22 protein-coding genes and 1 riboswitch are annotated in these 26179 nt (G+C 57.0%); of the genes, 9 read left to right on the forward strand and 13 right to left on the reverse strand.

Annotation, left to right across the window (positions count from 1 at the left end):
* Positions 1–30 precede the first annotated feature (30 nt).
* A riboswitch (TPP riboswitch) is annotated at positions 31–127 on the reverse strand.
* 318 nt (positions 128–445) lie between these two features.
* From NB069_RS14770 to NB069_RS14780, 3 genes are all read left to right on the forward strand, one after another.
* On the forward strand, positions 446–907 hold the full coding sequence (locus NB069_RS14770) for a hypothetical protein (protein WP_250584719.1): 462 nt from the start codon (positions 446–448) through the stop codon (positions 905–907).
* Positions 908–1149: 242 nt separating this feature from the next.
* Positions 1150–2532 carry a diaminobutyrate--2-oxoglutarate transaminase gene (locus NB069_RS14775; RefSeq protein ID WP_138369935.1) on the forward strand — a complete coding sequence of 461 codons (1383 nt, stop codon included), beginning with the start codon at positions 1150–1152 and terminating at the stop codon, positions 2530–2532.
* A gap of 18 nt (positions 2533–2550) precedes the next feature.
* Entirely contained in the window at positions 2551–4017 is a 1467-nt protein-coding gene (locus NB069_RS14780; protein ID WP_250584721.1) for a pyridoxal phosphate-dependent decarboxylase family protein, read from the forward strand.
* Positions 4018–4065: 48 nt separating this feature from the next.
* Here the strand turns inward: NB069_RS14780 and NB069_RS14785 are convergent, their stop codons facing one another.
* The 3 genes from NB069_RS14785 to NB069_RS14795 are packed head-to-tail and all read right to left on the reverse strand — an operon-like array spanning position 4066 to position 7852.
* A complete protein-coding gene (locus NB069_RS14785) occupies positions 4066–6267 on the reverse strand; it encodes a polysaccharide biosynthesis tyrosine autokinase (RefSeq protein WP_250584723.1) in 2202 nt (733 codons plus the stop codon).
* Positions 6249–6713: a protein tyrosine phosphatase gene (locus tag NB069_RS14790; protein WP_250584725.1), complete on the reverse strand. Its 465-nt coding sequence runs from the start codon at positions 6711–6713 to the stop codon at positions 6249–6251. Before NB069_RS14790 ends, NB069_RS14785 begins: the two co-directional genes overlap by 19 nt.
* Positions 6713–7852 (reverse strand): polysaccharide export protein, encoded by a 1140-nt coding sequence (locus NB069_RS14795; RefSeq protein ID WP_250584727.1) that lies wholly within the window; start codon positions 7850–7852, stop codon positions 6713–6715. The genes NB069_RS14790 and NB069_RS14795 overlap by 1 nt, the downstream gene beginning before the upstream one ends.
* Positions 7853–8350: 498 nt before the next feature.
* On the opposite strand from NB069_RS14795, the gene NB069_RS14800 reads away from it, so the two are divergent.
* Positions 8351–8683 (forward strand): RcnB family protein, encoded by a 333-nt coding sequence (locus tag NB069_RS14800; RefSeq protein ID WP_250584729.1) that lies wholly within the window; start codon positions 8351–8353, stop codon positions 8681–8683.
* Positions 8684–8811: 128 nt separating this feature from the next.
* On the opposite strand, the gene apbC is transcribed toward NB069_RS14800, so the two are convergent.
* Complete coding sequence (gene apbC / locus NB069_RS14805; protein WP_250584731.1) at positions 8812–9921, reverse strand: iron-sulfur cluster carrier protein ApbC; 1110 nt, start codon at positions 9919–9921, stop codon at positions 8812–8814.
* A 136-nt stretch (positions 9922–10057) separates the two neighbouring features.
* Between apbC and metG the strand changes: the two genes are divergently transcribed.
* Positions 10058–12091: a methionine--tRNA ligase gene (gene metG / locus NB069_RS14810; protein WP_250584732.1), complete on the forward strand. Its 2034-nt coding sequence runs from the start codon at positions 10058–10060 to the stop codon at positions 12089–12091.
* 68 nt (positions 12092–12159) lie between these two features.
* On the opposite strand, the gene NB069_RS14815 is transcribed toward metG, so the two are convergent.
* Genes NB069_RS14815 through NB069_RS14825 form a run of 3 tightly spaced genes read right to left on the reverse strand, consistent with a single transcriptional unit; the run spans position 12160 to position 15078 of the window.
* Positions 12160–12630 carry a DUF1456 family protein gene (locus NB069_RS14815; RefSeq protein ID WP_039031087.1) on the reverse strand — a complete coding sequence of 157 codons (471 nt, stop codon included), beginning with the start codon at positions 12628–12630 and terminating at the stop codon, positions 12160–12162.
* A 46-nt stretch (positions 12631–12676) separates the two neighbouring features.
* Positions 12677–13396 carry a two-component system response regulator BtsR gene (btsR, locus tag NB069_RS14820; protein ID WP_250584734.1) on the reverse strand — a complete coding sequence of 240 codons (720 nt, stop codon included), beginning with the start codon at positions 13394–13396 and terminating at the stop codon, positions 12677–12679.
* Entirely contained in the window at positions 13390–15078 is a 1689-nt protein-coding gene (locus NB069_RS14825) for a sensor histidine kinase (RefSeq protein ID WP_250584736.1), read from the reverse strand. Before NB069_RS14825 ends, btsR begins: the two co-directional genes overlap by 7 nt.
* Before the next feature lie 218 nt (positions 15079–15296).
* Between NB069_RS14825 and mlrA the strand changes: the two genes are divergently transcribed.
* A complete protein-coding gene (mlrA, locus tag NB069_RS14830) occupies positions 15297–16031 on the forward strand; it encodes an HTH-type transcriptional regulator MlrA (protein WP_250584738.1) in 735 nt (244 codons plus the stop codon).
* A 59-nt stretch (positions 16032–16090) separates the two neighbouring features.
* Complete coding sequence (locus tag NB069_RS14835; RefSeq protein WP_072036698.1) at positions 16091–16204, forward strand: protein YohO; 114 nt, start codon at positions 16091–16093, stop codon at positions 16202–16204.
* Here NB069_RS14835 and NB069_RS14840 read toward each other — a convergent pair.
* The 5 genes from NB069_RS14840 to bglX all read right to left on the reverse strand — a co-directional run bounded on the left by NB069_RS14840 (position 16179) and on the right by bglX (position 22426).
* Positions 16179–16916: an ABC transporter permease gene (locus NB069_RS14840; RefSeq protein ID WP_250584739.1), complete on the reverse strand. Its 738-nt coding sequence runs from the start codon at positions 16914–16916 to the stop codon at positions 16179–16181. The two genes, NB069_RS14835 and NB069_RS14840, sit on opposite strands and share 26 nt — an antisense overlap.
* Positions 16913–17845 (reverse strand): ABC transporter ATP-binding protein, encoded by a 933-nt coding sequence (locus tag NB069_RS14845; protein ID WP_250584741.1) that lies wholly within the window; start codon positions 17843–17845, stop codon positions 16913–16915. Before NB069_RS14845 ends, NB069_RS14840 begins: the two co-directional genes overlap by 4 nt.
* Positions 17838–18995, reverse strand: coding sequence for an ABC transporter permease (locus NB069_RS14850; protein ID WP_284677019.1), 1158 nt, complete (start codon positions 18993–18995; stop codon positions 17838–17840). Before NB069_RS14850 ends, NB069_RS14845 begins: the two co-directional genes overlap by 8 nt.
* A gap of 19 nt (positions 18996–19014) precedes the next feature.
* On the reverse strand, positions 19015–19932 hold the full coding sequence (osmF, locus tag NB069_RS14855; RefSeq protein WP_250584744.1) for a glycine betaine ABC transporter substrate-binding protein OsmF: 918 nt from the start codon (positions 19930–19932) through the stop codon (positions 19015–19017).
* A gap of 196 nt (positions 19933–20128) precedes the next feature.
* A complete protein-coding gene (bglX, locus tag NB069_RS14860) occupies positions 20129–22426 on the reverse strand; it encodes a beta-glucosidase BglX (RefSeq protein ID WP_250584746.1) in 2298 nt (765 codons plus the stop codon).
* A gap of 189 nt (positions 22427–22615) precedes the next feature.
* Between bglX and dld the strand changes: the two genes are divergently transcribed.
* Together dld and NB069_RS14870 are read left to right on the forward strand one after the other, a co-directional pair.
* Complete coding sequence (gene dld / locus NB069_RS14865; protein WP_250584748.1) at positions 22616–24373, forward strand: D-lactate dehydrogenase; 1758 nt, start codon at positions 22616–22618, stop codon at positions 24371–24373.
* 103 nt (positions 24374–24476) lie between these two features.
* The gene (locus NB069_RS14870; protein WP_250584750.1) at positions 24477–25031 is read left to right on the forward strand and encodes a GNAT family N-acetyltransferase; all 555 of its coding nucleotides are present in this window, start codon (positions 24477–24479) and stop codon (positions 25029–25031) included.
* An 86-nt stretch (positions 25032–25117) separates the two neighbouring features.
* Here NB069_RS14870 and pbpG read toward each other — a convergent pair whose 3' ends face one another.
* A complete protein-coding gene (pbpG, locus tag NB069_RS14875; RefSeq protein ID WP_250584752.1) occupies positions 25118–26038 on the reverse strand; it encodes a D-alanyl-D-alanine endopeptidase in 921 nt (306 codons plus the stop codon).
* Between the last annotated feature and the right edge of the window lie 141 nt (positions 26039–26179).

Genomic DNA, 26179 nt, shown 5'->3' on the forward strand with positions numbered 1-26179 from the left:
CGCTCCTGCCTTGCGCGAAGAAGCGATTGCCCGAAGGGCATCTGACTTCCCTACGCTGGCATTATCCAGATCAGGTGGTACGGGTATTTCTCAGCCTTCACAAAGAAGGGCACCCCGAGTCAAATTACATAATGTAACGATGGCAGCGTAGAGGATGCTTCTGACAATAGCAAGAGCCGTACTGACACCTCTCCACTCACTTTGATTTACATCTCTAAAATCATTTTCTAACCCGCCAATAACTGACAGCCAGGACAAATCTCAAGAATTTAGCTATTCGTGCTAAATGTGATCTTCGTCAACCTGATAAAACGCCCCTTGCGTGATATTCACCGCGCGCCACTGCTGCGTCTCTAATATAGACACCAGCAAACTGTGGCCAGGCCAATAATAATTATCGAATCAACAATCGGGGAAAAATTCCTCACTTCTTTAAGGTTAATGTATGAAAAAGATTCTGTTGGTGGGTGTGATTGCCGCTTTGCTGGCGGGCTGTGTCTCAGAGGAGCAGCGCTTGGCGCAGTGTCAGGCCAAAGGCGTAAGCCGTGATGCCTGCTACATTGCCGACCAGAACCGTCAGGCCACCATCAATGCGGCGGCGGAAAAGCAGGCGCTTGAGAATGCGCATGAAGCCGTACAACATGGCCAGGCGGCTCACGTTGCCGATCCGCTGCGTGAAGCCTCCTTCAGTGCTAACGGGATTAAAGCCAGCATCAATAACGGCTTCACCCAGGCCACCATCAACGGCAAAAAAGCGTCGGTGAAACGGTTTAACGCGAATTTTTACGAGGTGAAAGGCGCGGGTTACGTGCTGTCGATCTCGCTGGATGCGAACGGCGTGGTCGATGCCTCATGGAATAAAACCCATGGCCGCGACAACGGTATTCTGAACGTAGTCCAAAAGTAGTTTAAAGCGTTCTAAAAAGCCCCTCTTATATACCCGGAGCCTCCCCCGGGAAACCTCAGGCACCATGCGGGGTTACGCCCTACGCGCGTTGTTTCAACGCGCGTTACAAAACGATAAACAATTAACCATTGAGCCCTGGGCAAAAAGGCTCTATATTGGCCGCGATTTTTGATGCCCTTCTCATTTTTTTTCATTAATTATTCAATCGGAGCCACGTGCTGAGCTGCGGTTGTAGGAGTGATATGATGACGGATAAAGTCCGTATTGATACTTTGAATGCTTCTTCTTTCAAAACCAACGAAACCTATCTGGCCCGTCAGGCCGAAATGGAATCCAATGTCAGGAGTTATCCGCGCAAGCTGCCTTTAGCCATTACGAAGGCGGACGGGGTGTGGATCACCGACGCGGATAACAAAGAGTATCTTGATTGCCTGGCCGGAGCGGGAACGCTGGCGCTGGGACATAACCATCCTGATGTGCTGAAAAGCATCCAAAGTGTCATTACCAGCGGCTTGCCGTTACATACCCTGGATCTGACCACGCCGTTGAAAGACGCGTTTTCAGAATACCTGCTCTCTATGCTGCCAGGTCAGGGCAAAGAGTACTGCCTGCAGTTTACCGGCCCATCCGGCGCAGATGCTGTTGAAGCCGCGCTGAAGCTGGCGAAAAAAGTGACCGGCCGCAGCGGCATCATCAGCTTCTCTGGTGCATACCACGGCATGACCCACGGCGCACTGTCCGTGACCGGCAACCTGTCTCCGAAAGAAGCGGTTGACGGCATGATGCCAGAAGTACAGTTCATGCCTTACCCGCACCAGTACCGCTGCCCGTTGGGTATCGGCGGTGAAGCAGGTGTTAAAGCGCTGACCTACTACTTCGAAAACCTGATCAACGACGTTGAAAGCGGCGTGCGTAAACCTGCTGCCGTGATTCTGGAAGCCGTTCAGGGCGAAGGCGGCGTGAACCCGGCACCGGTTGAATGGCTGCAGCGCATCCGTAAAGTGACTGAAGAGCACGGCATTCTGCTGATCCTTGACGAAGTTCAGGCTGGCTTTGCCCGTACTGGTAAATTCTTCGCCTTTGAACACGCGGGTATTCAGCCAGACATCGTTGTGATGTCCAAAGCTGTGGGCGGCGGTCTGCCGCTGGCCGTACTTGGTATCAAAAAGCAGTTCGACGCCTGGTCTCCTGGCCACCACACCGGTACCTTCCGTGGTAACCAGCTGGCAATGGCAACGGGCCTCACCACCCTGCAGATCCTCAAAGAGCAGAATATCGCTGATAAAGTTGCCGCCCAGGGCGAGTGGCTGAAAGCGAAACTGGTTGAGCTGCAGAAACGCTATCCGGTTATTGGTCACGTGCGCGGTCTGGGCATGATGATCGGTATTGAGATCGTTAAGCCGCACGAAGCTGCCGACCATATGGGCTGCTTCCCGGGCGACGGCGAGCTGTCTGCATTGATCCAGAAGAAGTGCTTCGAAGCGGGCCTGATTCTGGAGCGTGGCGGTCGTAACGGTAACGTTGTGCGTCTGCTGCCTTCCCTGCTGATCAGCGATCAGGAGCTGAATGTGTTCCTGGATAAATTTGAGCAGGCGCTGCTTGCTGCGGGCGTTCGCCCAGTCTAACCGGAGACAATGGATACAATGTCAGATTTAAACCCGATTTTGTCGTCCTCGGCGCAAAGCATCGAAGCCTATCAGCAGGCCATCGAGCAGAGCACCCAGGCGGTCATGCAGTGGCTGAAACAGCCGGAAATGTACCAGGGTAAAACGGTCGCTGAACTGCGCGACCGTATCAACCTGGATTTCAACCCGGAAGGGCTGGGCAACGAGACCGCTATCGAGCGCGCCGTTGAATATTTCCTGAAAGACAGCCTGGCGGTGCATCATCCGCAGTGTGTGGCGCATCTGCACTGCCCTAGCCTGGTGGTAAGCCAGGCGGCGGAGGTGATGATCAACGCCACTAACCAGAGCATGGACTCCTGGGATCAGAGCCCGTCTGCGACCATTATCGAGATAAAACTGATCGAGTGGCTGCGTACCCGCCTGGGTTATCAGGCGGGCGACGCGGGCGTCTTCACCAGCGGCGGCACCCAGAGCAACATGATGGGTCTGATGCTGGCGCGCGATGCCTTCTTTGCACGTCAGGGCCACTCCGTCCAGCAGGATGGTCTGGTTGGCGATCTGCGTAAGATCCGTGTTCTGTGCTCCGACAGCGCCCACTTCTCCGTACAGAAGAATATGGCGCTGATGGGTCTGGGCTACCAGTCCGTTATCCAGGTTAAAACTGACGAATGTTCGCGCATGGATCTGAACGATCTGGCCGCGAAAATTGAGCAGTGCAATGCCAACGGCGAGCAGATTCTGGCGATCGTTGCCACTGCCGGTACCACCGATGCGGGCGCTATCGATCCGCTGCGTGCGATTGCAGAGCTGGCGGCGAAGCAGAATATCTGGGTTCACGTCGATGCGGCATGGGGCGGCGCGCTGCTGATGTCCGAGAAGTATCGCGATTACCTCGACGGTATCGAGCTGGTGGATTCCGTAACGCTGGACTTCCACAAGCAGTTCTTCCAGACCATTAGCTGTGGCGCGTTCCTGCTGAAAGAAGCGCGTCACTATGAGCTGATGCGTTATCAGGCGGCGTACCTGAACTCTGAGTTTGATGAAGAGGCGGGCGTGCCAAACCTGGTATCCAAATCCCTGCAGACCACCCGTCGTTTTGACGCGCTGAAGCTGTGGATGAGTCTGGAAGCGCTGGGCGAGAAGAAATACGCTGAGATTATCGATCACGGTGTCACCATGGCGCAGCAGGTTGCCGCGTACGTGACTGAACAGCCGCTGCTGGAGCTGGTCATGCCGCCACAGCTGGCGAGCGTTCTTTTCCGCTTCCGTCCTGAGCATCAGCTGGATGACGCAGCCATCGCGCTGCTCAACCAGAAGATTGGCGATGCCCTGCTGGAATCCGGTCGCGCTAACGTCGGTGTCACCGAGCATAACGGTATCACTTGCCTGAAGCTGACCCTGCTGAACCCAATCGTAACGCTGGAAGATGTTAAAGTTCTGCTGTCACTGGTAGAACGTACGGCGCACGAACTGCTGGCGAAGTAAAAGGTTTAACCCGGCGGCGCTCGCTGCCGGGTCTTCACTCCCCTCACATTATTCCGCTTTATTCTTCCCCTGTTTGCGCTTAGAGGTGGAGTAGCCATACGCATCATAACCGGAAGCATAATAGCTGGCCGCGGATTTCACGACGTCATTCAGTATCGCGCCTTTAATGTTGACTCCCATCTGCTGTAAACGGCGCTGGCACACCGCCATCTCCCGGACGCTGGTCACGTTAAAGCGAGCCACCAGCAGGGTGGTAGCCGCAATCCGGCCGATCAGCGCGGCATCCGTGACTGCCAGAACCGGCGGCGTATCGACAATCACGATATCGTACTGGGTGCTGGCCCAGTGCATAAAGGCCTGGAAACGCTCGTGCATCAACAATTCAGAAGGGTTCGGCGGATATTTACCGCAGGTCACTACATCAAATTGCCCGCTGGTGTAGGTCTGGATCGCTTCATGGAAGGCGACTTTACCTGACAACACATCTGATAAACCGGCGTCATTGCGCAGGTTAAAAATATTGTGCACATAGCCTTTGCGCATGTCGGCATCGATAAACAGTACCCGCTGCTGAACCTGCGTGACCAGTGCCGCCAGTGTGGTGCTGACCAGCGTTTTACCGCAGTCCTGGCTCGGACCAGTGAACATCAAAATATTATTTTCGGCATCCATCATGGCGAAGTGCAGGCTGGTTCGTAACCCGCGCACCGCTTCGACAAAGTTATCCAGCGGCCGGTCTATCGGCAAGAAGGGCACATCGACAATTTTGTGTCGCTTGCAATAGTGAAAGAAATAGCGGTTACCGATACGGGTTTTACTGTGCAGCCAGGCAGAATGCGGCAAGGTGGCATAGACGCTAACCCCCTCCTCTTCGAGCTGTTCCGGGGCGTTAATGCCGCGTCGCAGCGCCGTTTTTGCCAGCACGCCGCCAGACGCAATAAACATCCCGAACAGGGTCATAGCGACCACAATCATCGCTTTACGCGGCTTAACTGGCGCAGGTTGTGTCATCGCCGGGTCGATAATGCGCACATTGCCAATCGCGCTGGAACGAGAGATGTTCAGCTCCTGCTGGCGGGTAAGCAGCTGGAGGTAAACCGCCCGGCCTGAATCCACATCGCGGCTGAGGCGCAGGATCTGCTGTTGCGTTGATGGCATCGCCCCTACACGCTTGTTCAGCCGCTCCCGTTCGGCTTCTAAGGTCTCACGTTTTTCCCGCAGCGCCCGATAGGTCGGGTGGTCTTTTTTAAAGTGCTGAGAGACCTCGGCCTCGCGGAAGGTAAGCTCATTGAGCTGATTATCAACGTTAACAATCTGCTCAAGCACTGTCTTGGCTTCCAGCGTTAAGTCTACCGAGTCGCGCTGCTTACGATAGCTGTTGAGGCGCTCTTCAGCCTGGTCCAGCTCGCCCCGGACCTGCGGCATCTGGCGCTGCAGGAAGATCAGGCTCTGCGAGTCCTGCGCTGCCTGACGGGCAATGTTCTGCTGCAGATAGCTCTGGGTAATGTGGTTTAACACCCTGGCGATTTGCACGGGATCCTGGCCACTCAGGCTCAGGGAAAGAATCCCCGTATCTTTGCCCTGTTCCACCACGCTAAACTGGCGGTTCAGGGCATTGATCGCCTCAAGTTGCGTACGTTGCCGCACCCTGAATTGCGTGCCTGGCCGGGCAGAGAGTTCACGTACGACAATCTCCACCCCGGCGTGTTTCAGCTGCACACCAACGGTGCCGCGCACGCTAACCCCCTCTCCTTCCAGCAAATAGTGTCCCTTATCTTCTGCTGTCAGTATCAGCTCAGCGCTTTTCCCCGGGGTGCGAGGAAGCGTAAGATTATCGAGAGTCAGGGTGGCGGCAGGCTGCCCGGTTAACTTCGCCCATCCCGCGCCGATTAACGGCAGGCGAACCTGGGTGATGTCATCGCGCAAGCGCAGCGCCTCGACGGTTTCACCGAGGATCATCCGCGATTTCAGCAACTGAGTTTCCGCAACGGCGCTCGATGAACGCTCCGGCGTCAGCTGGTTTAGCGTTTTGAGAATACTGTTCTGCTGTTTATCTTCTATTTGCACCAACGCATCCGCGAGATAAACCGGTGAGGCGAACAACGCATATAAGATTCCGCAGAGCGTAAAAAATAGCGTGATCGAAATAATGCAGATGCGATGATCGATTAACTCGCCCAGAAGACGCGCCAGATCCAGCTCATGATTATCAGCAGTGTAACTCTGCGTATTTACGATTTTCGACGACATGTATGTAATCCCTTAACGTTAAGTCGGTTAGTCCATTCCTGACTTGCTTCGCCAAGCAGGCGAAAAACATATTCAAAAGCTTCCATGCTTTTTCCATAGGGATCAGGGATTTCCTGCGCGCTGAGCCACTTCCCAAACAGCAAGGCTTTACCGCGCACCTCCGGCGCAATGAGTGAGATCTGGTTTATCTGCCCCAACTCCATCGCGAGGATCAGGTCGTGTTGCCGCATCAGTGTTGCCGTCAGTGGGCGGGCGACGTGATCCGCCAGCGACAGGCCATACATGGCGGCGATTTTTTGCGCCTGGCTATCTGCCGGATGTCCGGCCAGCGCGCAGATCCCCGCCGAGGCAATCGTGAAAGTGGGTAACTTTTGTTGCAGAAGCCGCTCGCCAATCGGCGAGCGACAAATGTTCCCTGTGCAGACCACCAGAATTGACTGGATCATTATTCAGGCCATGACTTAATGAAGCGAACGGTTTCGGTCAGGTCATGCACACCGCTGATGGTAGGAACCAGTTGCGTCAGAACCCGGTTCCAGCGAGATACCGGCGCTGTAGTGACATAGACGATATCGTAGGGCTGAAGCTGGAATTCCGTGCTCAGCACCATGGCCGATGCATCGCGGGCATTCAGTTGGAAAATATGCGCAATTTTGCCGTCACGGTTTTTGCCCGCAGTGGAGCGGATCACGAAAATACCGCGTGCGTCAGCCATCGCCTGGTTCAGGCCACCGGCGTTTGCCAGGGCTTCTGCCAGCGTCATGCCGCTGCGATCCATTTTCAGGGTGCTCTGATTCACCACCTCGCCCATTACGAAGACTTTCAGGGCGTCGTTACGGGGGATAAAGAGAATATCGCCGGGCCACAGCAGCTTGTTTTGCGTCAGATCGCCATGCTGCATCAGGGCATACAGCGAAATGCGCGTATCTTTGCCTTCGTGGGTGAGGACCACGTTTCGCCAGTCTGCATCTTTCGACAGGCCGCCTGCCGCATTGATTGCATCCATAATGGTCAGGGGAATATTCGTGATCGGCTGCTGCCCGGACTTCTCCACTTCGCCGGTGACGTAGGCTTTTTGCGACCGAAACGCCGCGATGCTAACGTCGACCTGTGGGCTTTCGATCACCCTGTCCAGCCGGGCCGTGATCTCTTCGCGCACCTGGGAGAGCGTTTTTCCGGCCACGTAAAGCTTGCCGACATAGGGATAAAAGAGCGTTCCGTCCGCACCGACCCAGTTGCCGGTGTCGCTGGCGCTGCGATACTGTCCGGCAGGCGTGGTAAGCTCAGGGTGGTCCCAGACGGTGATCATCAGGACATCTCCTGGGCCAATCCGGTATTCCCAGCGTTTTAACTGTTCATCCAGATTCGGATTTGCCTGAGATTTCACCTGATTTACGCGAAGCTTTTCAATGACTGAAGGCGTTAATGGCCAGACATCCACTTTCTTATCCAAATCAAGCGGATTGTCGCTGACCGCAACGGTATTTTTCCCTGACGTAATGATATGTTGGCCAGGCGTAATGGTGCAGCCTGTTAACAATAGTGCGCAAATAAAACTTATGCTGGTGCGGAGTGGTATTGTCATTAATAAAAGATACTCTATTATATTCCGTTAATAGCCCATCAACATCCCTGTAGCTCTCATTAAAACGCCACATCACTATACTTAATAATATTAATTTAAATCAGAGAGTTACACGAAATAATCCGATAAAACGAAAAAGCATAAACTGTACTTAAAATTGTCTTGCGAAATTTTTAAAAGAGAAAAAAGGTGCAGAACAAATTAATTAAATGGCATCATAAACACTTCATAAAAAAAATAACATAGTACATTGATAGCTATTAAGCCTGCGGGCGCCATTTAGGATTTTATAAAAAGAATAATAAATAATATAAATTTAGATTAGAAAAAAATTCGCCATATAAATGATTAGATCTGTTCCCACTGTCGCAGGAATGTGGTGATTTGTTACATTTTTTGCCAGCTTAGCCAACCGGCAAAACATAAAATAGACTATCTGTTGCTCAAGCCACGAAACGGCAAATCATGAGTGATGGCCACGGTAAATCTGGAGAAAAAATGACTAAAGGTAAAATTCTACTTCTGGGCGTATTGATGTCACTGGCGAGCGCAGCCTTTGCTGCACCACAAGCCGCAGCGGCGCCCTCTGGCATCCAGGCCTATGAGGAACAGGAGTTTGTAGCCGATTTTACGAAATACAAGATTGGTGATTTCGCCCCGGCGCAGTACCTGACACCTGAGTACACCATCAAGCAATACAACCTGCGTAACCTTCCTGCGCCGGATGCAGGCCAGCACTGGACCTACATGGGCGAGAACTACGTGCTGGTGGGCGATACCGACGGTAAGATCTACAAAGCCTATAACGGCGATATTTTCTATCACCGTTAACCCTTGTTGTAGCCGGGTGGCGAGGTAAAAGCAAAACGGTCACCTGAGGTGACCGTTTTTTATGTTTACACCCTCTCCCGTGGGAGAGGGTTGGGGTGAGGGCATCAGACCGCACCCGCGCAAAAGCGTTACACCGCGCGAAACGCGATATCGCCCGGAATCACTTCACCCTGCCAGTAAAGCTGTGCTGCGACGCGATTCGCCAGCTGGCGATACATCTGTGCAAACTCACTTTCAGGACGGTTGACCACGGTCGGCTTACCGCTATCCAGATCTTCACGCAGCGTGATGTGCAGCGGCATCTGACCCAGCAGCTGGGTGTGATACTGCGCGGCCAGTTTTTCTGCCCCGCCGGTACCGAAGATAGCCTCATGATGGCCGCAGTTGCTGCAGATATGCATGCTCATGTTTTCAACGATACCCAGCACCGGCACCTCGACCTTCTCGAACATCACGATGCCTTTTTTGGCGTCGATTAGCGCGATATCCTGCGGCGTGGTTACCACTACTGCTCCGGTAACCGGAATGTTCTGCGCCAGCGTCAGCTGAATGTCACCGGTGCCCGGCGGCATATCCAGTACCAGATAATCGAGATCCGGCCACATTGTTTCCTGCAGCATCTGCATCAGCGCTTTGCTGGCCATTGGCCCGCGCCACACCATGGCGTTATCGTCGGTGACCAGATAGCCAATCGAGTTGGTCGCCAGCCCGTACGCCATAATCGGCGCCATATGGGTGCCATCCGGCGAGGTTGGGCGCTGATTTTCCGCGCCCAGCATATTGGGAATTGACGGGCCATAGATATCGGCATCGAGAATACCGACTTTCGCCCCTTCGGCGGCCAGCGCCAGCGCCAGGTTCACGGCGGTAGAGGACTTCCCTACCCCGCCCTTGCCGGAGCTGATCGCGATAATATTTTTCACGCCATTGATACCAGGATGGTTCTTCACCCGTTTCAGCGTGGCGATGGTATGGGTCAATTTCCAGTCAATGGCCTTCGCCCCGGTGATACGCAGTAACTCGGCGCTGGTTTGCTCTTTCAACGTCTCGAACGCATGGTTCCAGACGAAGGGCATATGCAGTTCGACATGCAGAGTGTCATCCAGCCACGCCACGTGATGTAACGCTTTCAGCGTGGTGAGATTGTGCTTCAGGGTGGGGTGCTGAAAATTAGCCAGCGTCCCGGCGACCATTGCGCGCAAGGCTTCCGGGGATTTGGCCTGGGATTGAGAACTCATCCCGACTCCTTTTGTTTTTGTGGATAAGACCTTTGTTGAACAAGTTTACCTGAAAGGCCATGGTTTGTGCTTACTTAATAATGCCCCTTTTGGTACTATCAAAACCCTTTTCACTACCAAAGAAGTAATGCTTACTATGACTCAAGTCGCGAAAAAAATTCTGGTGACGTGCGCTCTGCCGTACGCTAACGGCTCAATCCACCTCGGCCACATGCTGGAGCATATCCAGGCTGATGTCTGGGTCCGTTACCAGCGAATGCGCGGCCATCAGGTAAACTTCATCTGTGCAGACGACGCACACGGCACGCCAATCATGCTGAAAGCACAGCAGTTGGGCGTTTCCCCTGAGCAGATGATTGCTGAAATGAGTCAGGAGCATCAGACAGATTTTGCTGGCTTCGACATCAGCTATGACAACTATCACTCCACGCACAGCGACGAAAACCGTGAGCTGTCGGAGCTGATTTACACCCGTCTGAAAGAGAACGGTTTTATTAAAAACCGCACCATCTCTCAGCTCTACGATCCGGAAAAAGGCATGTTCCTGCCGGACCGTTTCGTCAAAGGCACCTGCCCGAAATGTAAGTCTGTGGATCAGTATGGCGACAACTGCGAAGTCTGCGGCGCAACCTACAGCCCGACCGAGCTGATTGAGCCGAAATCCGTGGTATCCGGCGCGACGCCTGTGATGCGTGACTCCGAACACTTCTTCTTCGACCTGCCGTCATTCAGCGAAATGCTGCAGGCGTGGACCCGCAGCGGCGCGCTGCAGGAGCAGGTAGCGAATAAGATGCAGGAGTGGTTTGAATCCGGCCTGCAGCAGTGGGATATCTCCCGCGATGCGCCGTACTTCGGCTTTGAAATCCCGAACGCCCCGGGCAAATACTTCTACGTCTGGCTGGATGCGCCAATCGGTTATATGGGCTCGTTCAAGAACCTGTGCGACAAGCGCGGCGACACCACCAGCTTCGACGAATACTGGAAAAAAGATTCCGACGCCGAGCTGTATCACTTTATCGGTAAAGACATCGTCTACTTCCACAGCCTGTTCTGGCCAGCGATGCTGGAGGGCAGCGGCTTCCGTAAGCCAACCAACCTGTTCGTCCACGGCTATGTGACGGTGAACGGCGCGAAGATGTCCAAATCCCGCGGCACCTTCATTAAGGCCAGCACCTGGCTGAACCATTTTGACGCCGACAGCCTGCGCTACTACTACGCGGCGAAGCTCTCTTCCCGTATCGACGATATCGACCTGAATCTTGAAGATTTCGTCCAGCGCGTGAATGCCGACATCGTCAACAAAGTGGTTAACCTGGCCTCCCGTAACGCAGGCTTTATCGCCAAACGTTTCGACGGTGTGATGGCCGCGGAGCTGGCCGATCCTGAGCTGTACAAAACCTTCACCGACGCGGCGGCCGTGATTGGCGAAGCGTGGGAAAGCCGCGAATTCGGTAAAGCCGTACGCGAAATCATGGCGCTGGCCGATCTGGCTAACCGCTACGTCGACGAGCAGGCCCCCTGGGTTGTCGCCAAACAGGAAGGCCGCGATGCCGACCTGCAGGCGATATGCTCCATGGGTATCAACCTGTTCCGCGTGCTGATGTCTTATCTGAAGCCTGTTCTGCCGCAGCTGGCTGCGCGTACTGAAGCGTTCCTGAACACCGAACTGACCTGGGACAGCATTAACCAACCGCTGCTGGGTCATAAGCTGAACGCGTTTAAGGCGCTCTACAACCGTATCGAGATGAAGCAGGTTGAAGCCCTGGTTGAGGCCTCTAAAGAAGAGGTGAAAGCCGCTGCCGCACCGGTTACCGGCCCGCTGGCGGACGATCCGATTCAGGAAACCATTACTTTTGACGATTTCGCTAAAGTCGATCTGCGCGTGGCCCTGATTGAAAACGCGGAATTTGTTGAAGGCTCCGACAAGCTGCTGCGTCTGACCCTCGATCTGGGCGGCGAGAAGCGTAACGTCTTCTCCGGCATTCGCTCCGCATACCCGGACCCGCAGGCGCTGATTGGTCGCCACACGGTGATGGTCGCCAACCTCGCGCCGCGTAAAATGCGCTTCGGCATCTCGGAAGGGATGGTGATGGCCGCAGGTCCTGGCGGGAAAGATATCTTCCTGTTAAGCCCGGACAGCGGTGCGCTGCCTGGCCATCAGGTGAAATAACAAAAAAGCCGGAGATAATCTCCGGCTTTTTTTTGCCCTGCGGCGCTACGCTTGCACGGGCCTACAAATCACGCCTTCGGATGATGCACCCGGTGGGTCAACCCGCGCAGGAAATTACGCAGGAACTGGTCCCCGCATTCGCGGTAATTTTTATGGTCCGGCGCGCGCATCATGGCGGTGATTTCCGGCATTGAGACGCGGTATTTCTGCTCCGTCATAATGGCCAGAATATCGTCGGTTTTCAGCGAAAAGGCGATCCGCAGCTTTTTCAGCACCGTATTGTTGTTTACCCGACGCTCCAGCGCCAGCTCCGGCGCGGACTCATCTTTGCCACGCTTGTCATAAATCAGGCCGTTCAAAAAACCGGAAAGAATGATGTCCGGACAGCGAACGAAACCGTCCTCCTCCTCTTTGGTCATCCAGGTGTCGAACCCGGCCGAGGTGGATTCCATGTCGGCAAGCGCAAGAATGCGCACCATGTCGTTGTTATTAGCTTTCAGGGTGTAGCGCAGGCTACGAAGAATATCATTACTGAGCATAGAGCCTTCGAGTGTCGATGATGCAATGGCGCGCAGTGTAGCAGTTTTACAGCCCTATCGCCTCTTTCAAACTCTTCAGGTAGCGACGGCTGACCGGCACCGTCTGCCCGGCGCGCAGGACCAACTCCGCCTGGCCATTCTCCTCAAGGCGGATCTCTTTCAGATGCGCCATGTTGACCAGATACTGGCGATGGCAGCGCAGCAGCGGCGTACGGCTCTCCAGGGTACGCAGCGTCAGTTCGGTAAAGCCCTCTTTTCCCTCATGGCTTGTCACAAACACCCCGCTCATGCGGCTACTGACAAAGGCCACGTCCTCCATCTGTAACAGATAAATTCGGCTGTGGCCGGTGCAGGGAATAAACTTCAGCGGCTGCTGGTGTTCCGCCAGGAGCGACACATCCTGCATGCTGCGCTCCTGGCGCAGGCGATTGAGCGTTTTTTCCAGACGCGGCTCTTCGATGGGTTTCAGCAGATAGTCGAACGCGTGCTCTTCGAATGCTTTAACCGCGTACTCGTCAAAGGCGGTGAGAAACACAATATAGGGGCGATGCTCCGGGTCGAGCATGCCCACCATCTCCAGGCCGCTGATGCGCGGCATCTGGATATCCAGAAACAGCACGTCGGGACGCAGCTTATGCACCGCGCCAATAGCTTCAATGGCGTTAGCGCACTCGCCGACAATCTCAATATCGCTGTGTTCCTGCAGCAAAAAACGCAGGTTTTCTCGCGCTAAAGGCTCATCATCGACAATCAGCACATTCAACATGCGTGTTCCTCCAGAGGCAGTCTTAAGGTTATGCGGGTAAAGCTGTCGGGCTCGCAGGTGACGGTAATGCCGCAATTCTCGCCAAAATGGGCGCGCAGGCGTTTATCCACCAGCCCCATTCCCAGGCCTCCCGCCTCGTTTGAGGCGCTATAGAGCCCGGCATTGTCTTCAATATTCAGCACCAGATAGCGATTAAAGCGGCTGGCGGTGATGGCAATCTCCCCGATGCCCAGCAGCTGGGAGGTGCCGTGCTTGATCGCATTTTCCACAATCGGCTGTAAGGTAAAGGCGGGCAGCTGCTGCCAGGCCAGCTCATCCGGCACCGAGAGCGTGACGTGCAGGCGCGACTGGAACCGGGCCTGCTCAATTTGCAGATAGGCGTTCACATGCTCTATTTCATCCGCCAGGGTGACGATCTCTGACGGCCGCTTCAGGTTCTTGCGGAAGAAGGTTGAGAGAAACTGCACCAGCTGCGTCGCTTGCTCGCTGTCCCGGCGGATCACCGCCTTCAGGGTATTGAGGGCATTAAAGAGAAAATGCGGGTTCACCTGGGCGTGCAGCAGCTTGATCTCCGACTGGGTGAGCAGCGCCTTCTGCCGCTCATACTGCCCGGCCAGGATCTGCGCTGAGAGCAGCTGGGCGATCCCCTCTCCCAGGGTACGGTTGATGGAACTGAACAGGCGGTTTTTCGCCTCGTAGAGCTTTATGGTGCCCATCACCCGCTGATTTTCCCCACGCAGCGGGATCACCAGCGTTGAGCCCAGCTTGCACTGTGGATGCAGCGAGCAGCGGTACGGCACTTCGTTACCGTCGGCGTAGACTACCTCACCGGTCTCTATTGCGCGAAGCGTATATGCGGACGAAATCGGTCTGCCCGGCAGGTGGTGATCGTCCCCGGTGCCGGTAAAGGCCAGCAGCTTTTCACGATCGGTGATGGCGACCGCGCTGATATCCAGCTCCTGATGCAGCACCTGCGCCACCTTCATGCTGTTCTCTTCGTTAAAGCCCTGGCGCAGGATCCCCTCCGTCGAGGCCGCGACCTTCAGCGCCGTCGCTGAAAAGGCCGAGGTATACTTCTCAAACATCGCCCGTTTATCGAGCAGAATGCGCATAAACAGCGCGGCGCCGACCGTGTTGGTGACCATCATTGGCGCGGCAATGCTGCCCACCAGATGCAGGGCATCCTCGAACGGACGGGCGATGAGCAAAATGATCAGCATCTGTACCAGTTCGGCCACCAGGGTAATTGCGCCTGCGGTAAGAGGGCTGAAGACTTTATCCGGGCGGCCGCGGCGGATCAGCACGCTGTGGACGAGGCCGCCAAGCAGCCCTTCGACAATGGTTGAGATCATACAGCTCAGCGCCGTCATCCCACCCATTGAGTAGCGATGCAGGCCGCCGGTCAGCCCCACCAGGCCGCCAACCACCGGGCCGCCGAGCAGGCCACCCATCACCGCGCCAATCGCACGGGTGTTGGCAATGGAGTCTTCAATATGCAGGCCCAGATAGGTGCCGAGAATGCAAAAGATGGAGAAGGTAACGTAGCAGAGCAGCTTGTGCGGCAGACGGACGGTGACCTGCATCAGAGGAATGAACAGACGTGTTTTACTCATCAACCACGCGATGACCAGAAACACACACATCTGCTGAAGCAGCAGCAACACCAGATTAAATTCGTACATGCCCACAAACCGGTAACTCTAAAAGCGCGTAACATACACCGAAGCGCATTAACTTTCTTTGCAGTAAAAGCATGGAAATGTGTTTTCGTGCAACCCATCACACCTTTTGCCGAACATAATCTGATATTCGCATTATTTGTGCGAAAAAAGAGCAATCTTTCCTGGTTCACCATTCTGCGTCTACAGTTAATCTGGGTATGTGCAAGCCGGGGGATAACATGGCGCTCTACACGATAGGGGAAGTGGCACTGCTGTGTGATATCAATCCAGTCACGTTACGCGCCTGGCAACGGCGTTACGGATTACTTAAACCGCAGCGAACCGACGGCGGACACCGGTTGTTTACGGATTCAGATATCGACCGGATCCGGGAGATCAAAGGCTGGATCGATAACGGCGTACAGGTCGGGAAGGTCAAAACGTTGTTGAGCCCGGAAGGTCAGGATGAACTGAACATCTGGCGCGAACAGCAGGAGGTGCTGCTGCGTTATCTGCAGTCCGGCCATCTGCACCGCCTCAGGGTATGGATCAAGGAGCAAGGCAGTGAATACCCGGCGCAAACCTTGATTACTCACCTCTTCATTCCGTTACGAAGGCGGTTGCAGTCGCAGCAGCCCACTCTGCAGGCGCTGCTGAGCGCGCTCGACGGGGTGCTGATCAATTACATCTGTATCTGTCTGGCCAGCGCGCGAAAGAAGAACAGCAAGGATGCGCTGGTAGTGGGCTGGAACGTGCACGACACCACTCGCCTGTGGCTGGAAGCCTGGATTGCCGCCCAACAGGGCTGGCGTGTCGACGTGCTGGCACATTCCCTGGTGCAGCTGCGCCCCGAGCTCTTCGACGGGCAGACGCTGCTGGTGTGGTGCGGTGACTCACCGACGGCGGCCCAGGAGCTGCAGCTGACCCAGTGGCAGGAGCACGGCTATCCCGTCTTCCCGCTGAAAGGCAATTAATGGTTCATTAACACCCGCGCTTCACCGTATAATCGCCCTGTTAACATCAGGAGCACATTATGAAGGCAACCAAAGTCGCGGTTATCACCCTGTTCTTTCTCATGGCCGTCAGCGGTATTGGTGGCGTGATGCTGGCAGGTTATTCGTTTATTGTCCGTGGCGGTGTCGGCTGAGGCTTCTTGCCAGCCGCTCAAAGGCGCGATCCACCACAATCGCTGCCAGCGCTACCAGCAGCGCCCCCTGGATAATATAGGCGGTATTAAAGCCGCTTAAGCCGATAATAATCGGCGTCCCCAGCGTACTGGCCCCCACCGTTGACGCAATGGCCGCCGTGCCGATATTGACGATCACCGAGGTGCGCACCCCGGCCAGCATAACCGGCGCGGCCAGCGGCAGTTCGACGTTACGCAGACGCTGCCAGCTACTCATCCCCATCCCTTCTGCCACGCTGATTGCCGCTGCGGGTACCGCCGCCAGCCCGGCAAGCGTCGCCTGCAAAATCGGCAGTACGCCATACAGGATCAGCGCGATAATCGCCGGCTGCTGACCAAAGCCCATCACCGGCACCGCAATCGCCAGCACGGCAACCGGCGGGAAGGTCTGGCCGACGGCGGCGATGGTCTCCACCAGCGGGCGAAACTCTTGCCCTGAAGGTCGCGTGACCGCAATCCCGGCCCCAGCCCCCAGCACGATGGCGAAGAGGCTTGAGGCGCCCACCAGCCAGAAGTGGGCGAGCGTCAGGACAACAAAGCTCTCCTGCTGATAGACCGGGCGCGGCAGTTCGGGGAACAGCGCGCTGAAGAGCGGCGCGCTGTAGGGCATCAGGAGCAGGAGTGCAACGAAAAGCGCCACCAGCCACAGGAGCGGATCGCGTAACCACTTCATGTTGCCTCCCGGGCCAGCAGGTCGCGAAACCAGAGCGTGCCGCACGGCTTGTCCTGGTCATCCACCACCGGCAGGCTTTCACAGCCCTGACTGACAAATGCCGAAAGCGCATCGCGCAGGCTCATGGATGCCCGCAGGGGGCTCTCGCCCGGGATGATTTCCGGGCGCATCGACTCACCCACCGTACGCAGCGACAGCAGGCGTACGCCCAGCTCGCTGCGGCCAAAAAACTCGCGCACAAAGCCATTTGCCGGCTGGGTAAGCAGCGCCAGCGGCGTGCCCTGCTGCACCACCCTGCCGCTGTCCATCAGCACCAGATGGTCCGCCAGGCGGAGCGCCTCGTCGATATCGTGGGTCACCAGCACAATGGTGCGGCCCAGGATGCGGTGAATACGGGTCATCTCCAGCTGCAACGCGCTGCGGGTAACCGGGTCAAGCGCACCAAAGGGTTCATCCATCAGCAGCACTTCCGGATTAGCGGCCAGGGCTCGCGCCACTCCGACACGCTGCTGCTGTCCGCCCGAAAGCTGATGCGGGTAACGCTCGCGTATCCCGGGGTCCAGCCCCAGCAGCGCCATCAGTTCATCCACCCGATCGTCAATTTTTTGCTGCGGCCATTTTTGCAGCTGGGGCACGGTGGCGATATTGCGCGCCACCGTCCAGTGCGGGAACAGCCCGATGGACTGGATGGCATAACCCATCCGACGGCGCAGCTCCAGCACCGGCAGGCTGCGGATCTCCTGCCCGGCAAAGCGGATCAGGCCGCTGTCGTGCTCCACCAGCCGGTTGATCATTTTCAGGGTGGTCGATTTGCCCGATCCCGAGGTGCCCACCAGCACCGAAAAGGCCCCTTCAGCAAAGGTCAGATCCAGATTGCTGACCGCGGGCTCCCCGGCAAAGGTTTTACTTACATCATGAAATTCAATCATTGGTTCTCCTTCGCAGCAGGGCCATCCACAGCGCAAACAGCGCATCCACCACCACCGCCAGGACGATGGTGGGTATAACCCCCAGCAGCACCAGATCCAGGGCGCTGCTCAGCAGCCCCTGGAACACCAGCGCCCCGAATCCTCCGGCGCCGATTAATGCCGCGATCACCGCCATCCCCACGGTTTGCACCGCCACCACGCGCAGGCCGCGCAGCAGCACCGGCAGTGCCAGCGGGAGCTGGATCTGCCAGAAGCGCTGGCGGCTGTTCATCCCCATCGCATCGGCGCTCTCCAGCACCTCGGCAGGTACCTGGCTGAGCCCCGCCAGTACCCCGCGCGCCAGCGGCAACAGGGCATAAAGTACCAGGGCGATCAGCGCCGGGGTCATGCCGGTGCCGGCAATGCCCAGCGAGGAGAGCCAGGGCCAGGCGCGGGACAGCCCGGCGAGCGGGGCAATCAGCAGGCCGAACAGCGCCACGGAGGGGATAGTCTGGATGACGTTCAGCACCGCAAATACCGGCCCCTGGGAGGACGGGCGGCGATAACAGAGAAGCCCCAGCGGTACGCCGATAACCAGCGCCGGAACGAGTGTCCCCAGCAGCAGAGTGAGATGCTGCTGCCCGGCATCGTTAAAGACATCCTGCCGGTTGGCGTACTCCTTCATCAACGAGAGCGCATTGAGTTCGCCGCTGAACAGCAGCATCAGGGGCAGGATCCAGATTTGCGCCTGCAGCAGCCAGCGCCAGAGCGGCTGCGGGCTGAGCCGACGTATGGCATCGCTACAGGCCAGCAGGCAGAGCGCCAGCCAGAGCCACAGCCCGCTGCCCACGGCGGTACGCGCCAGCGGGCTTTCGCTGCTGGCAAGATGCGACGCGGCAAGGCCCGCACTCCAGACCAGCCCGGCGAACAGCAGCTCGCACACCGCAAGCGTTGCGACATATGCCCAGCGCCCGCGCATCAGCGACAGGCCCAGCAGCAGGCCGAGCGGGATGAGCAGCAGCGCAGGGGAAAACGTCCAGACCTGCCAGACGGCGCGCCCTTCCCCGGACACCAGCCGGTTCGGGGCGAAATTCACAAAAGGTAGCGCGCCTGCTGCCAGGGCTATGGCAGCCATCAGCAGCAGCACGCGGTTATGACATTTTATCGGCACAGCACGGTCCTGCGGCGGGTTATTTCACCAGCCCTTTTTGCTTCAGGTAATCTGCCGCCACTTTTTTGGCATCCAGCCCTTCCACTGCAATGCTGGCATTCAGCTGCTGCAGCGTTTTTTCATCCAGCGTTTCAAATACCGGCTTCAGCCAGGCGTCCAGCTCCGGGTACGCTTTCAGCACCGCCTCACGCACGACCGGCGTTGGGGCGTAGATAGGCTGAACGCCTTTCGGATCGGTCAGGGTTTGCAGGCCAAGCGCCGCGACAGGGCCGTCGGTGCCGTAGGCCATCGCCGCGTTGACGCCCGAGGTTTGCTGGGCCGCCGCCTTAATGGTGACGGCAGTATCGCCCCCCGCCAGAGAGAGAAGCTGGCTCTGGTCGAGCTTGAAGTCGTAGGCTTTTTCAAAGGCCGGGAGGGCGTCCGGGCGCTCGATAAACTCGGCTGAGGCTGCAAGTTTGAAATCGCCCTTCTCTTTCAGGTAGCGGCTGAGATCTTCAAGGGAGGTGAGTTTGCCTTTCTCCGCCATGTCCTTGCGTACCGCGATGGTCCAGGTATTGTTGGCCGGGGCCGGGGTAAGCCAGATCAGCTTGTTTTGTTCGGCATCGAGTTTTTTAACTTTCTCGTACCCGTTCTTAGCATTTTTCCACGCCGGGTCATTTTCATCTTTAAAGAAGAAGGCCCCGTTGCCGGTGTATTCCGGGTAGATATCCAGCTCGCCCGAGGTGATGGCCCCGCGCACCACCGGGGTGGTGCCCAGCTGTACTTTATTGACGGTTTTAACCCCGTGGCTCTCCAGCACCTGCAAAATGATGTTGCCCAGCAGCGCGCCTTCCGTATCGATTTTCGACCCGACCTTTACCGGCTCCGCCGCCTGTAATGGCAGGCTCAACGCCGCCAGCAACGCCGTTGAGCCAACAATCCCCTTTAAAATAGTCATTCCGCTTTCCTCATGATTTTGCCGCCTTTTTCAGAGGCTTGAGAGAAAAGCGTAGTCGAAAAGTGGGGTTTTAGCGCGCCATTCATAAATTGTGTAAGGCGCCCCACTTTCGCTATTGCCGGGTGGCGCTACGCTTACCCGGCCTACATAACCGCAGGCCCGTGCAAGCGCAGCGCCGTCGGGCGGTTTTACAGGTTTACAGCAGCTCGAACTCGCCCTTATTCACGCGGGCTGAATCCGTACCAATAAAGACGTTGAATTTGCCTGGCTCAGCGGCATATTTCATCTGCTGGTTCCAGAACTTCAGCGCATCCACGTCAATCGGGAAGCTGATGGTTTTGGTTTCACCCGGTTTCAGGTTCACCTTCTCAAAGCCACGCAGCTGTTTCACCGGGCGGCTCATGGAGGCGGTCACGTCCTGAACGTACATCTGGACCACCGTCTCCCCTTCGCGTTTACCGGTATTGGTAACGTCGACGCTGGCGGTAACTGTGCCGTCTGCCTTCATGGTCGGCGCAGACATTTTCACGTCAGACACCTTAAAGGTGGTGTAGCTCAGACCGTAACCAAACGGATACAGCGGGCCGTTCGCTTCGTCGAAATAGCGCGAGGTATACTTGTTCGGCTTGTCGGCGTTATACGGACGACCGGTGTTCAGGTGGCTGTAGTACACCGGGATCTGCCCGACGGAGCGCGGGAAGGACATCGGCAGTTTGCCGGACGGGTTGTAGTCACCAAACAGCACGTCGGCAATAGCGTTACCGCCTTCGGTACCGGCGAACCAGGTTTCCAGAATGGCGTCAGCCTGCTGATCTTCTTTCACCAGCGCCAGCGGACGGCCGTTCATCAGCACCAGCACCAGCGGCTTGCCGGTGGCTTTCAGGGCGGCGATCAGATCGCGCTGGCTTTGCGGCAGGGTGATATCGGTCCGGCTCGACGCCTCATGCGCCATCCCCTGGGCTTCACCCACCACGGCGACCACCACATCAGACTGTTTCGCGGCGTTAACCGCCTCGTCAATCATCTCCTGGGCAGAGCGCGGATCGACCTTCACCGCCTCTTCATACTGATTGAGGAAAGTCACGATATCGTTATCGCTGGTGACGTTCGCCCCTTTGGCGTAAATCACTTTACCCTTGTCGCCCAGGGCATCTTTGATGCCGGTCAGCACGGTGACGGACTGATCCGCCACGCCTGCCGCAGACCAGCTGCCCATCACGTCGCGCTTGCTGTCGGCCAGCGGGCCCACCACCGCCACGGTGCCGGATTTCGCCAGCGGCAGAGTGTCGAGACGGTTTTTCAGCAGCACCAGGCTTTCGCGCGCCACTTCACGCGCCTCTTTGCGGTGCAGGCGGCTTTCGGCATTGGTATCCACCGGGTCGGACTCTTTCGGCCCCAGGTGGCTGTACGGATCGTTGAACAGCCCCATGTCGTATTTCACGTTCAGGACATGGCGCGTGGCGTCGTCCAGCTCCGCCATGGTGACCTTACCGCTCTTCACAAGATCCGGCAGGTACTTGCTGTAATACTCGTCGCTCATGCTCATGTTGATGCCGGACTTCAGCGCCACGCGCACCGCATCTTCCGGGTCGGCGGCGGTGCCGTGCTTAATAAGCTCTTTAATCGCACCGTGGTCAGACACCGTAATACCCTTGAAGCCCCACTGGTCGCGCAGCACGTCTTTCAGCAGCCAGGAGTCGGAGGTGGCCGGGGTGCCGTTGAGGGAGTTCAGCGCCACCATCACCGCGCCGCTCCCGGCATCGAGACCGGCTTTGTACGGCGGCATATAGTCGTTGAACAGGCGCTGCGGGCTCATGTCGACGGTGTTGTACTCTTTACCGCCTTCCACTGCGCCGTAGGCGGCAAAGTGCTTGACGCTGGTCATCACCGAGTAGCGATCCGCCGGGCTTTTGCCCTGCATCGCTTCCACCATGGTTTTACCCATCGTCGCGGTCAGATAGGTGTCTTCCCCGAACCCTTCCGAGGCGCGGCCCCAGCGCGGATCGCGTGAGACGTCCACCATCGGCGCCCAGGTCATGTTCAGGCCGTCATCCGCCGCCTCGTAGGCCGACACGCGACCGACGGTTTTCACCGCCTCGAGGTTAAAGGAGGAGGCCAGACCCAGGCTAATCGGGAAGACGGTACGCTGGCCGTGCACCACGTCGTAGGCGAAGAATAACGGGATTTTCAGGTGGCTGAGTTCCATCACCTGATCCTGCATCTTGCGGATATCCTGGCGGGTGACGGTGTTGAAGATCGCCCCCACCTGCCCGTTTTTGATCATCTCGCGAATGGCTTCTTTCGGATTATCCGGCCCGACGCTGATCAGGCGCAGCTGGCCGATTTTCTCGTCTACCGACATCTTTGTGAGCAGGTCGGTCACAAAAGCATCCCGGGCTTCCGGCGTTAGCGGATGATTGCCAAACAGGTCGTCAGCCAGCGCGGGTTGCAGCGCCAGACTTACAGCTACCCCAACAGAACAGAGCCATTTCATCTCGTTTACTCTCTCATCAATAACCGCCGGATAGTCGCGGCCAGACCGTACGAAAAGCGCAGTGTGCCATAAACCCTGTTAACCTTGGAGGGTTTATTCTCTGATTTTTCTGGTGAATAGTCGTTCGCATACAGATTAATCGCGCTATGATTTTCGACGACGCATTTGAATAACCACAAGGGGTGGACGATGTCTTCTGAACGACTGCACGATAACACCAACTTTATAAACGACCTCGCACGTCTGGTAGGTCATGCGCATCTGCTTACCGACGCCGCGAAAACCGCCCGCTACCGTAAGGGCTTTCGCTCCGGACAAGGGGACGCGCTGGCGGTGGTGTTCCCGGGCACGCTGCTGGAGCTGTGGCGGGTGCTCAACGCCTGCGTCGAGGCTGACAAAATTATTCTGATGCAGGCGGCCAATACCGGCCTGACGGAAGGCTCCACGCCAAACGGCAATGATTACGATCGCGACATTGTGATCATCAGCACCCTGCGCCTCGACAAACTGCATCTGCTGGACAAAGGCGAGCAGGTGCTGGCCTATCCGGGCACCACCCTCTACTCGCTGGAAAAGGCGCTCAAGCCGCTGGGCCGCGAGCCGCACTCGGTGATTGGCTCTTCCTGCATTGGCGCCTCGGTGATCGGCGGGATTTGCAACAACTCCGGCGGCTCGCTGGTACAGCGCGGCCCGGCCTACACTGAAATGTCGCTGTTCGCCCGTATTGACGAACAGGGCAAGCTGACGCTGGTGAACCATCTGGGCATCGATCTGGGGGTTACGCCGGAGCAGATCCTCAGCAAGCTGGACGACGACCGGGTGAAAGACAGCGACGTGCTGCACGACGGGCGTCATGCCCACGACCATGATTACATCACCCGGGTGCGCGAGATTGATGCCGACACCCCGGCGCGCTACAACGCCGACCCGGATCGTCTGTTTGAATCCTCCGGCTGTGCCGGCAAGCTGGCAGTCTTCGCCGTGCGCCTGGACACCTTCCCGGCGGAGAAACGCCAGCAGGTGTTCTATATCGGTACCAACCAGCCGGAGGTGCTGACCACTATCCGCCGCCATATTCTCGGGGAGTTCACCCATCTGCCGGTCGCCGGTGAGTATATGCACCGGGATATCTACGACATCGCCGAACGTTACGGCAAAGATACCTTCCTGATGATCGACAAGCTCGGCACCGACAAAATGCCATTCTTCTTCACCATGAAGGGGCGCACCGATGCGATGCTGGAGAAGGTATCGCTCTTCAAGCCCAACTTTACCGACCGCTTTATGCAGAAACTGGGCAACGCCTTCCCGGCGCATCTGCCGCCGCGCATGAAGAGCTGGCGGGACAAATATGAGCATCACCTGCTGCTGAAGATGGCGGGCGATGGCATTGCCGAAGCGCAGAGCTGGCTGGCGGAGTTCTTTAAAACCGCCGAAGGCGACTTCTTTGCCTGCACGCCGGAAGAAGGCAGCAAGGCCTTCTTACACCGCTTTGCCGCCGCCGGGGCCGCGATCCGCTATCAGGCGGTTCATGCCGACGAGGTGGAGGATATTCTGGCCCTGGATATCGCCCTGCGCCGCAACGATACCGAATGGTTTGAGCAACTGCCGCCGGAAATCGACAGCCAGCTGGTGCATAAGCTCTATTACGGCCACTTTATGTGTTACGTCTTCCATCAGGACTACATCGTCAAAAAAGGGGTCGATGCGCACGCCCTCAAGGAACAGATGCTGGCCCTGCTGAAGGCGCGCGGGGCGCAGTACCCGGCGGAACATAATGTAGGTCACATTTATGAAGCGCCGGAGACATTAAAACAGTTTTATCGCGCTAACGACCCAACCAACAGCATGAACCCCGGCATCGGGAAAACAACCAAGCATAAAAACTGGGCAGGCGAACCGGAAGCAGCGCGGGAAGGTGTGCAAGCCACTGATCAAACCAGTTAGCCCTCGGTGGGGTGCTGTTAAGCCCGCATAAATAGGATTAGAGTAACCTCACGACGCCAGAGAAACGTTTCTCTGGCTTTTTTTAACGAGGAGCGGGCATACCATGTCGGCTGTTGAAACTTTATCCGAAACTGACGTTGTGATACGCGATGCCGGGGCGGAGGATGCGCATGCGATTGCCGCTATCTACGCCTGGCACGTCCTTAACGGACGCGCATCCTTTGAAGAGGTTCCCCCTACCGTTGACGAGATGCGCGAGCGCATTCACGCGGTGACCAGCCAGGGTCTGCCGTGGCTGGTGGCGCTCTATCGCGGGATTGTGGTGGGCTACTGCTACGCCACCCACTATCGCGCGCGCCCCGCCTACCGCTATACCCTTGAAGAGTCGATTTACGTCGAGGCCAGCACCCCCGGGCGCGGTTTTGGCAGCGCGCTGCTGAGCGCCCTGATCGCCCGCAGCGAAGAGGGACCCTGGCGCCAGATGATCGCCGTGGTGGGCGATGGGCCAAACAACGCCGGGTCGTTACGCCTGCATAAAAAGCATGGATTCGAAGTGGCGGGACAGCTCAGAAGCGTGGGATACAAAAAAGGTGACTGGCGCGATACGCTGATTTTGCAGCGTCCCCTCAACGACGGTGACTGGACGCTGCCGGAGTAGTTTATTGCCCGGCGGCGCTTCGCTTACCCGGCCTACGAAACCCGTAGGCCCGCGCAAGCGCAGCGCCGCCGGGCATTAAACCCCGCTTAATCGTTCTGCGCGGTGGCCATCTGCGCGGCTTTCTGCTTTTTGTAGCTCAGCGCCGCGGCCGGAACCGGGGTAACTTTTCCGGTTTCAATCCAGGTACGCAGACGGCTGGCGTCGGCAAAATGGGTATATTTGCCAAACGCATCCATCACCACCAGCGCGACCGGCTTGCCATTAAAGACCGTACGCATCACCAGGCAGTGGCCCGCGGCGTTGGTAAAGCCGGTTTTGGTCAGCTGAATATTCCAGTTATCACGGTAGACCAGATGGTTGGTGTTGCGAAACGGCAGGGTATAGGCCGGGTTCGAGAAGGTTGCCATCTCTTCACGCGTGGTGCTGAGCTGGCCAATCAGCGGATACTGCTTGCTGGCGATCAGCAACTTCGTCAGATCCTGCGCCGTCGAGACGTTATGAATCGACAGGCCAGTTGGCTCCACAAAATGCGTCCGGGTCATGCCCAGCGCCTTCGCTTTGGCGTTCATGGCGCGGATAAAGGCGTTATAGCCGCCCGGATAGTGGTGCGCCAGGCTTGCGGCGGCGCGGTTTTCCGAGGACATCAGCGCCAGCAGCAGCATGTTTTTGCGGCTGATTTCGCTGTTCAGACGCACGCGGGAGTAAATCCCTTTCATCTCCGGCGTCTGGCTGATGTCAACGCGCAGTTTTTCATCCAGCGGCAGCCGTGCATCCAGCACCACCATCGCGGTCATTAATTTGGTAATAGAAGCAATCGGGCGCACCAGGTTCGGGTGGCTGGAGTAGATCACTTTGTTGGTTTGCAGATCGACGATCATGGCGCTACCGGAGGCGATCTCCGGCTGGGTCGCCGTAGCCACAGCGGCAGGTTTGGCGATCGCAGGGGTCGCCACTGGCACGGCCAGCAACAGTGCAAGACTCAGTAAAGAAACGCGGAATTTCAGCATGGTGAGATTTCGGATAATTATTCATGCACGTAATAACGTACGCCGCCCGGGCCGAAGCGAGAGCACGGGCTGGCTAAGGCATCATAGCCGTCCGGATGCCTTGCTACCAGTAGTTAATCGTGAACAGATGCTGCATTGCTG

Origin of the sequence: Leclercia adecarboxylata (assembly GCF_023639785.1) — a bacterium.
Classification (GTDB): Bacteria; Pseudomonadota; Gammaproteobacteria; order Enterobacterales; family Enterobacteriaceae; genus Enterobacter; species Enterobacter adecarboxylatus_D.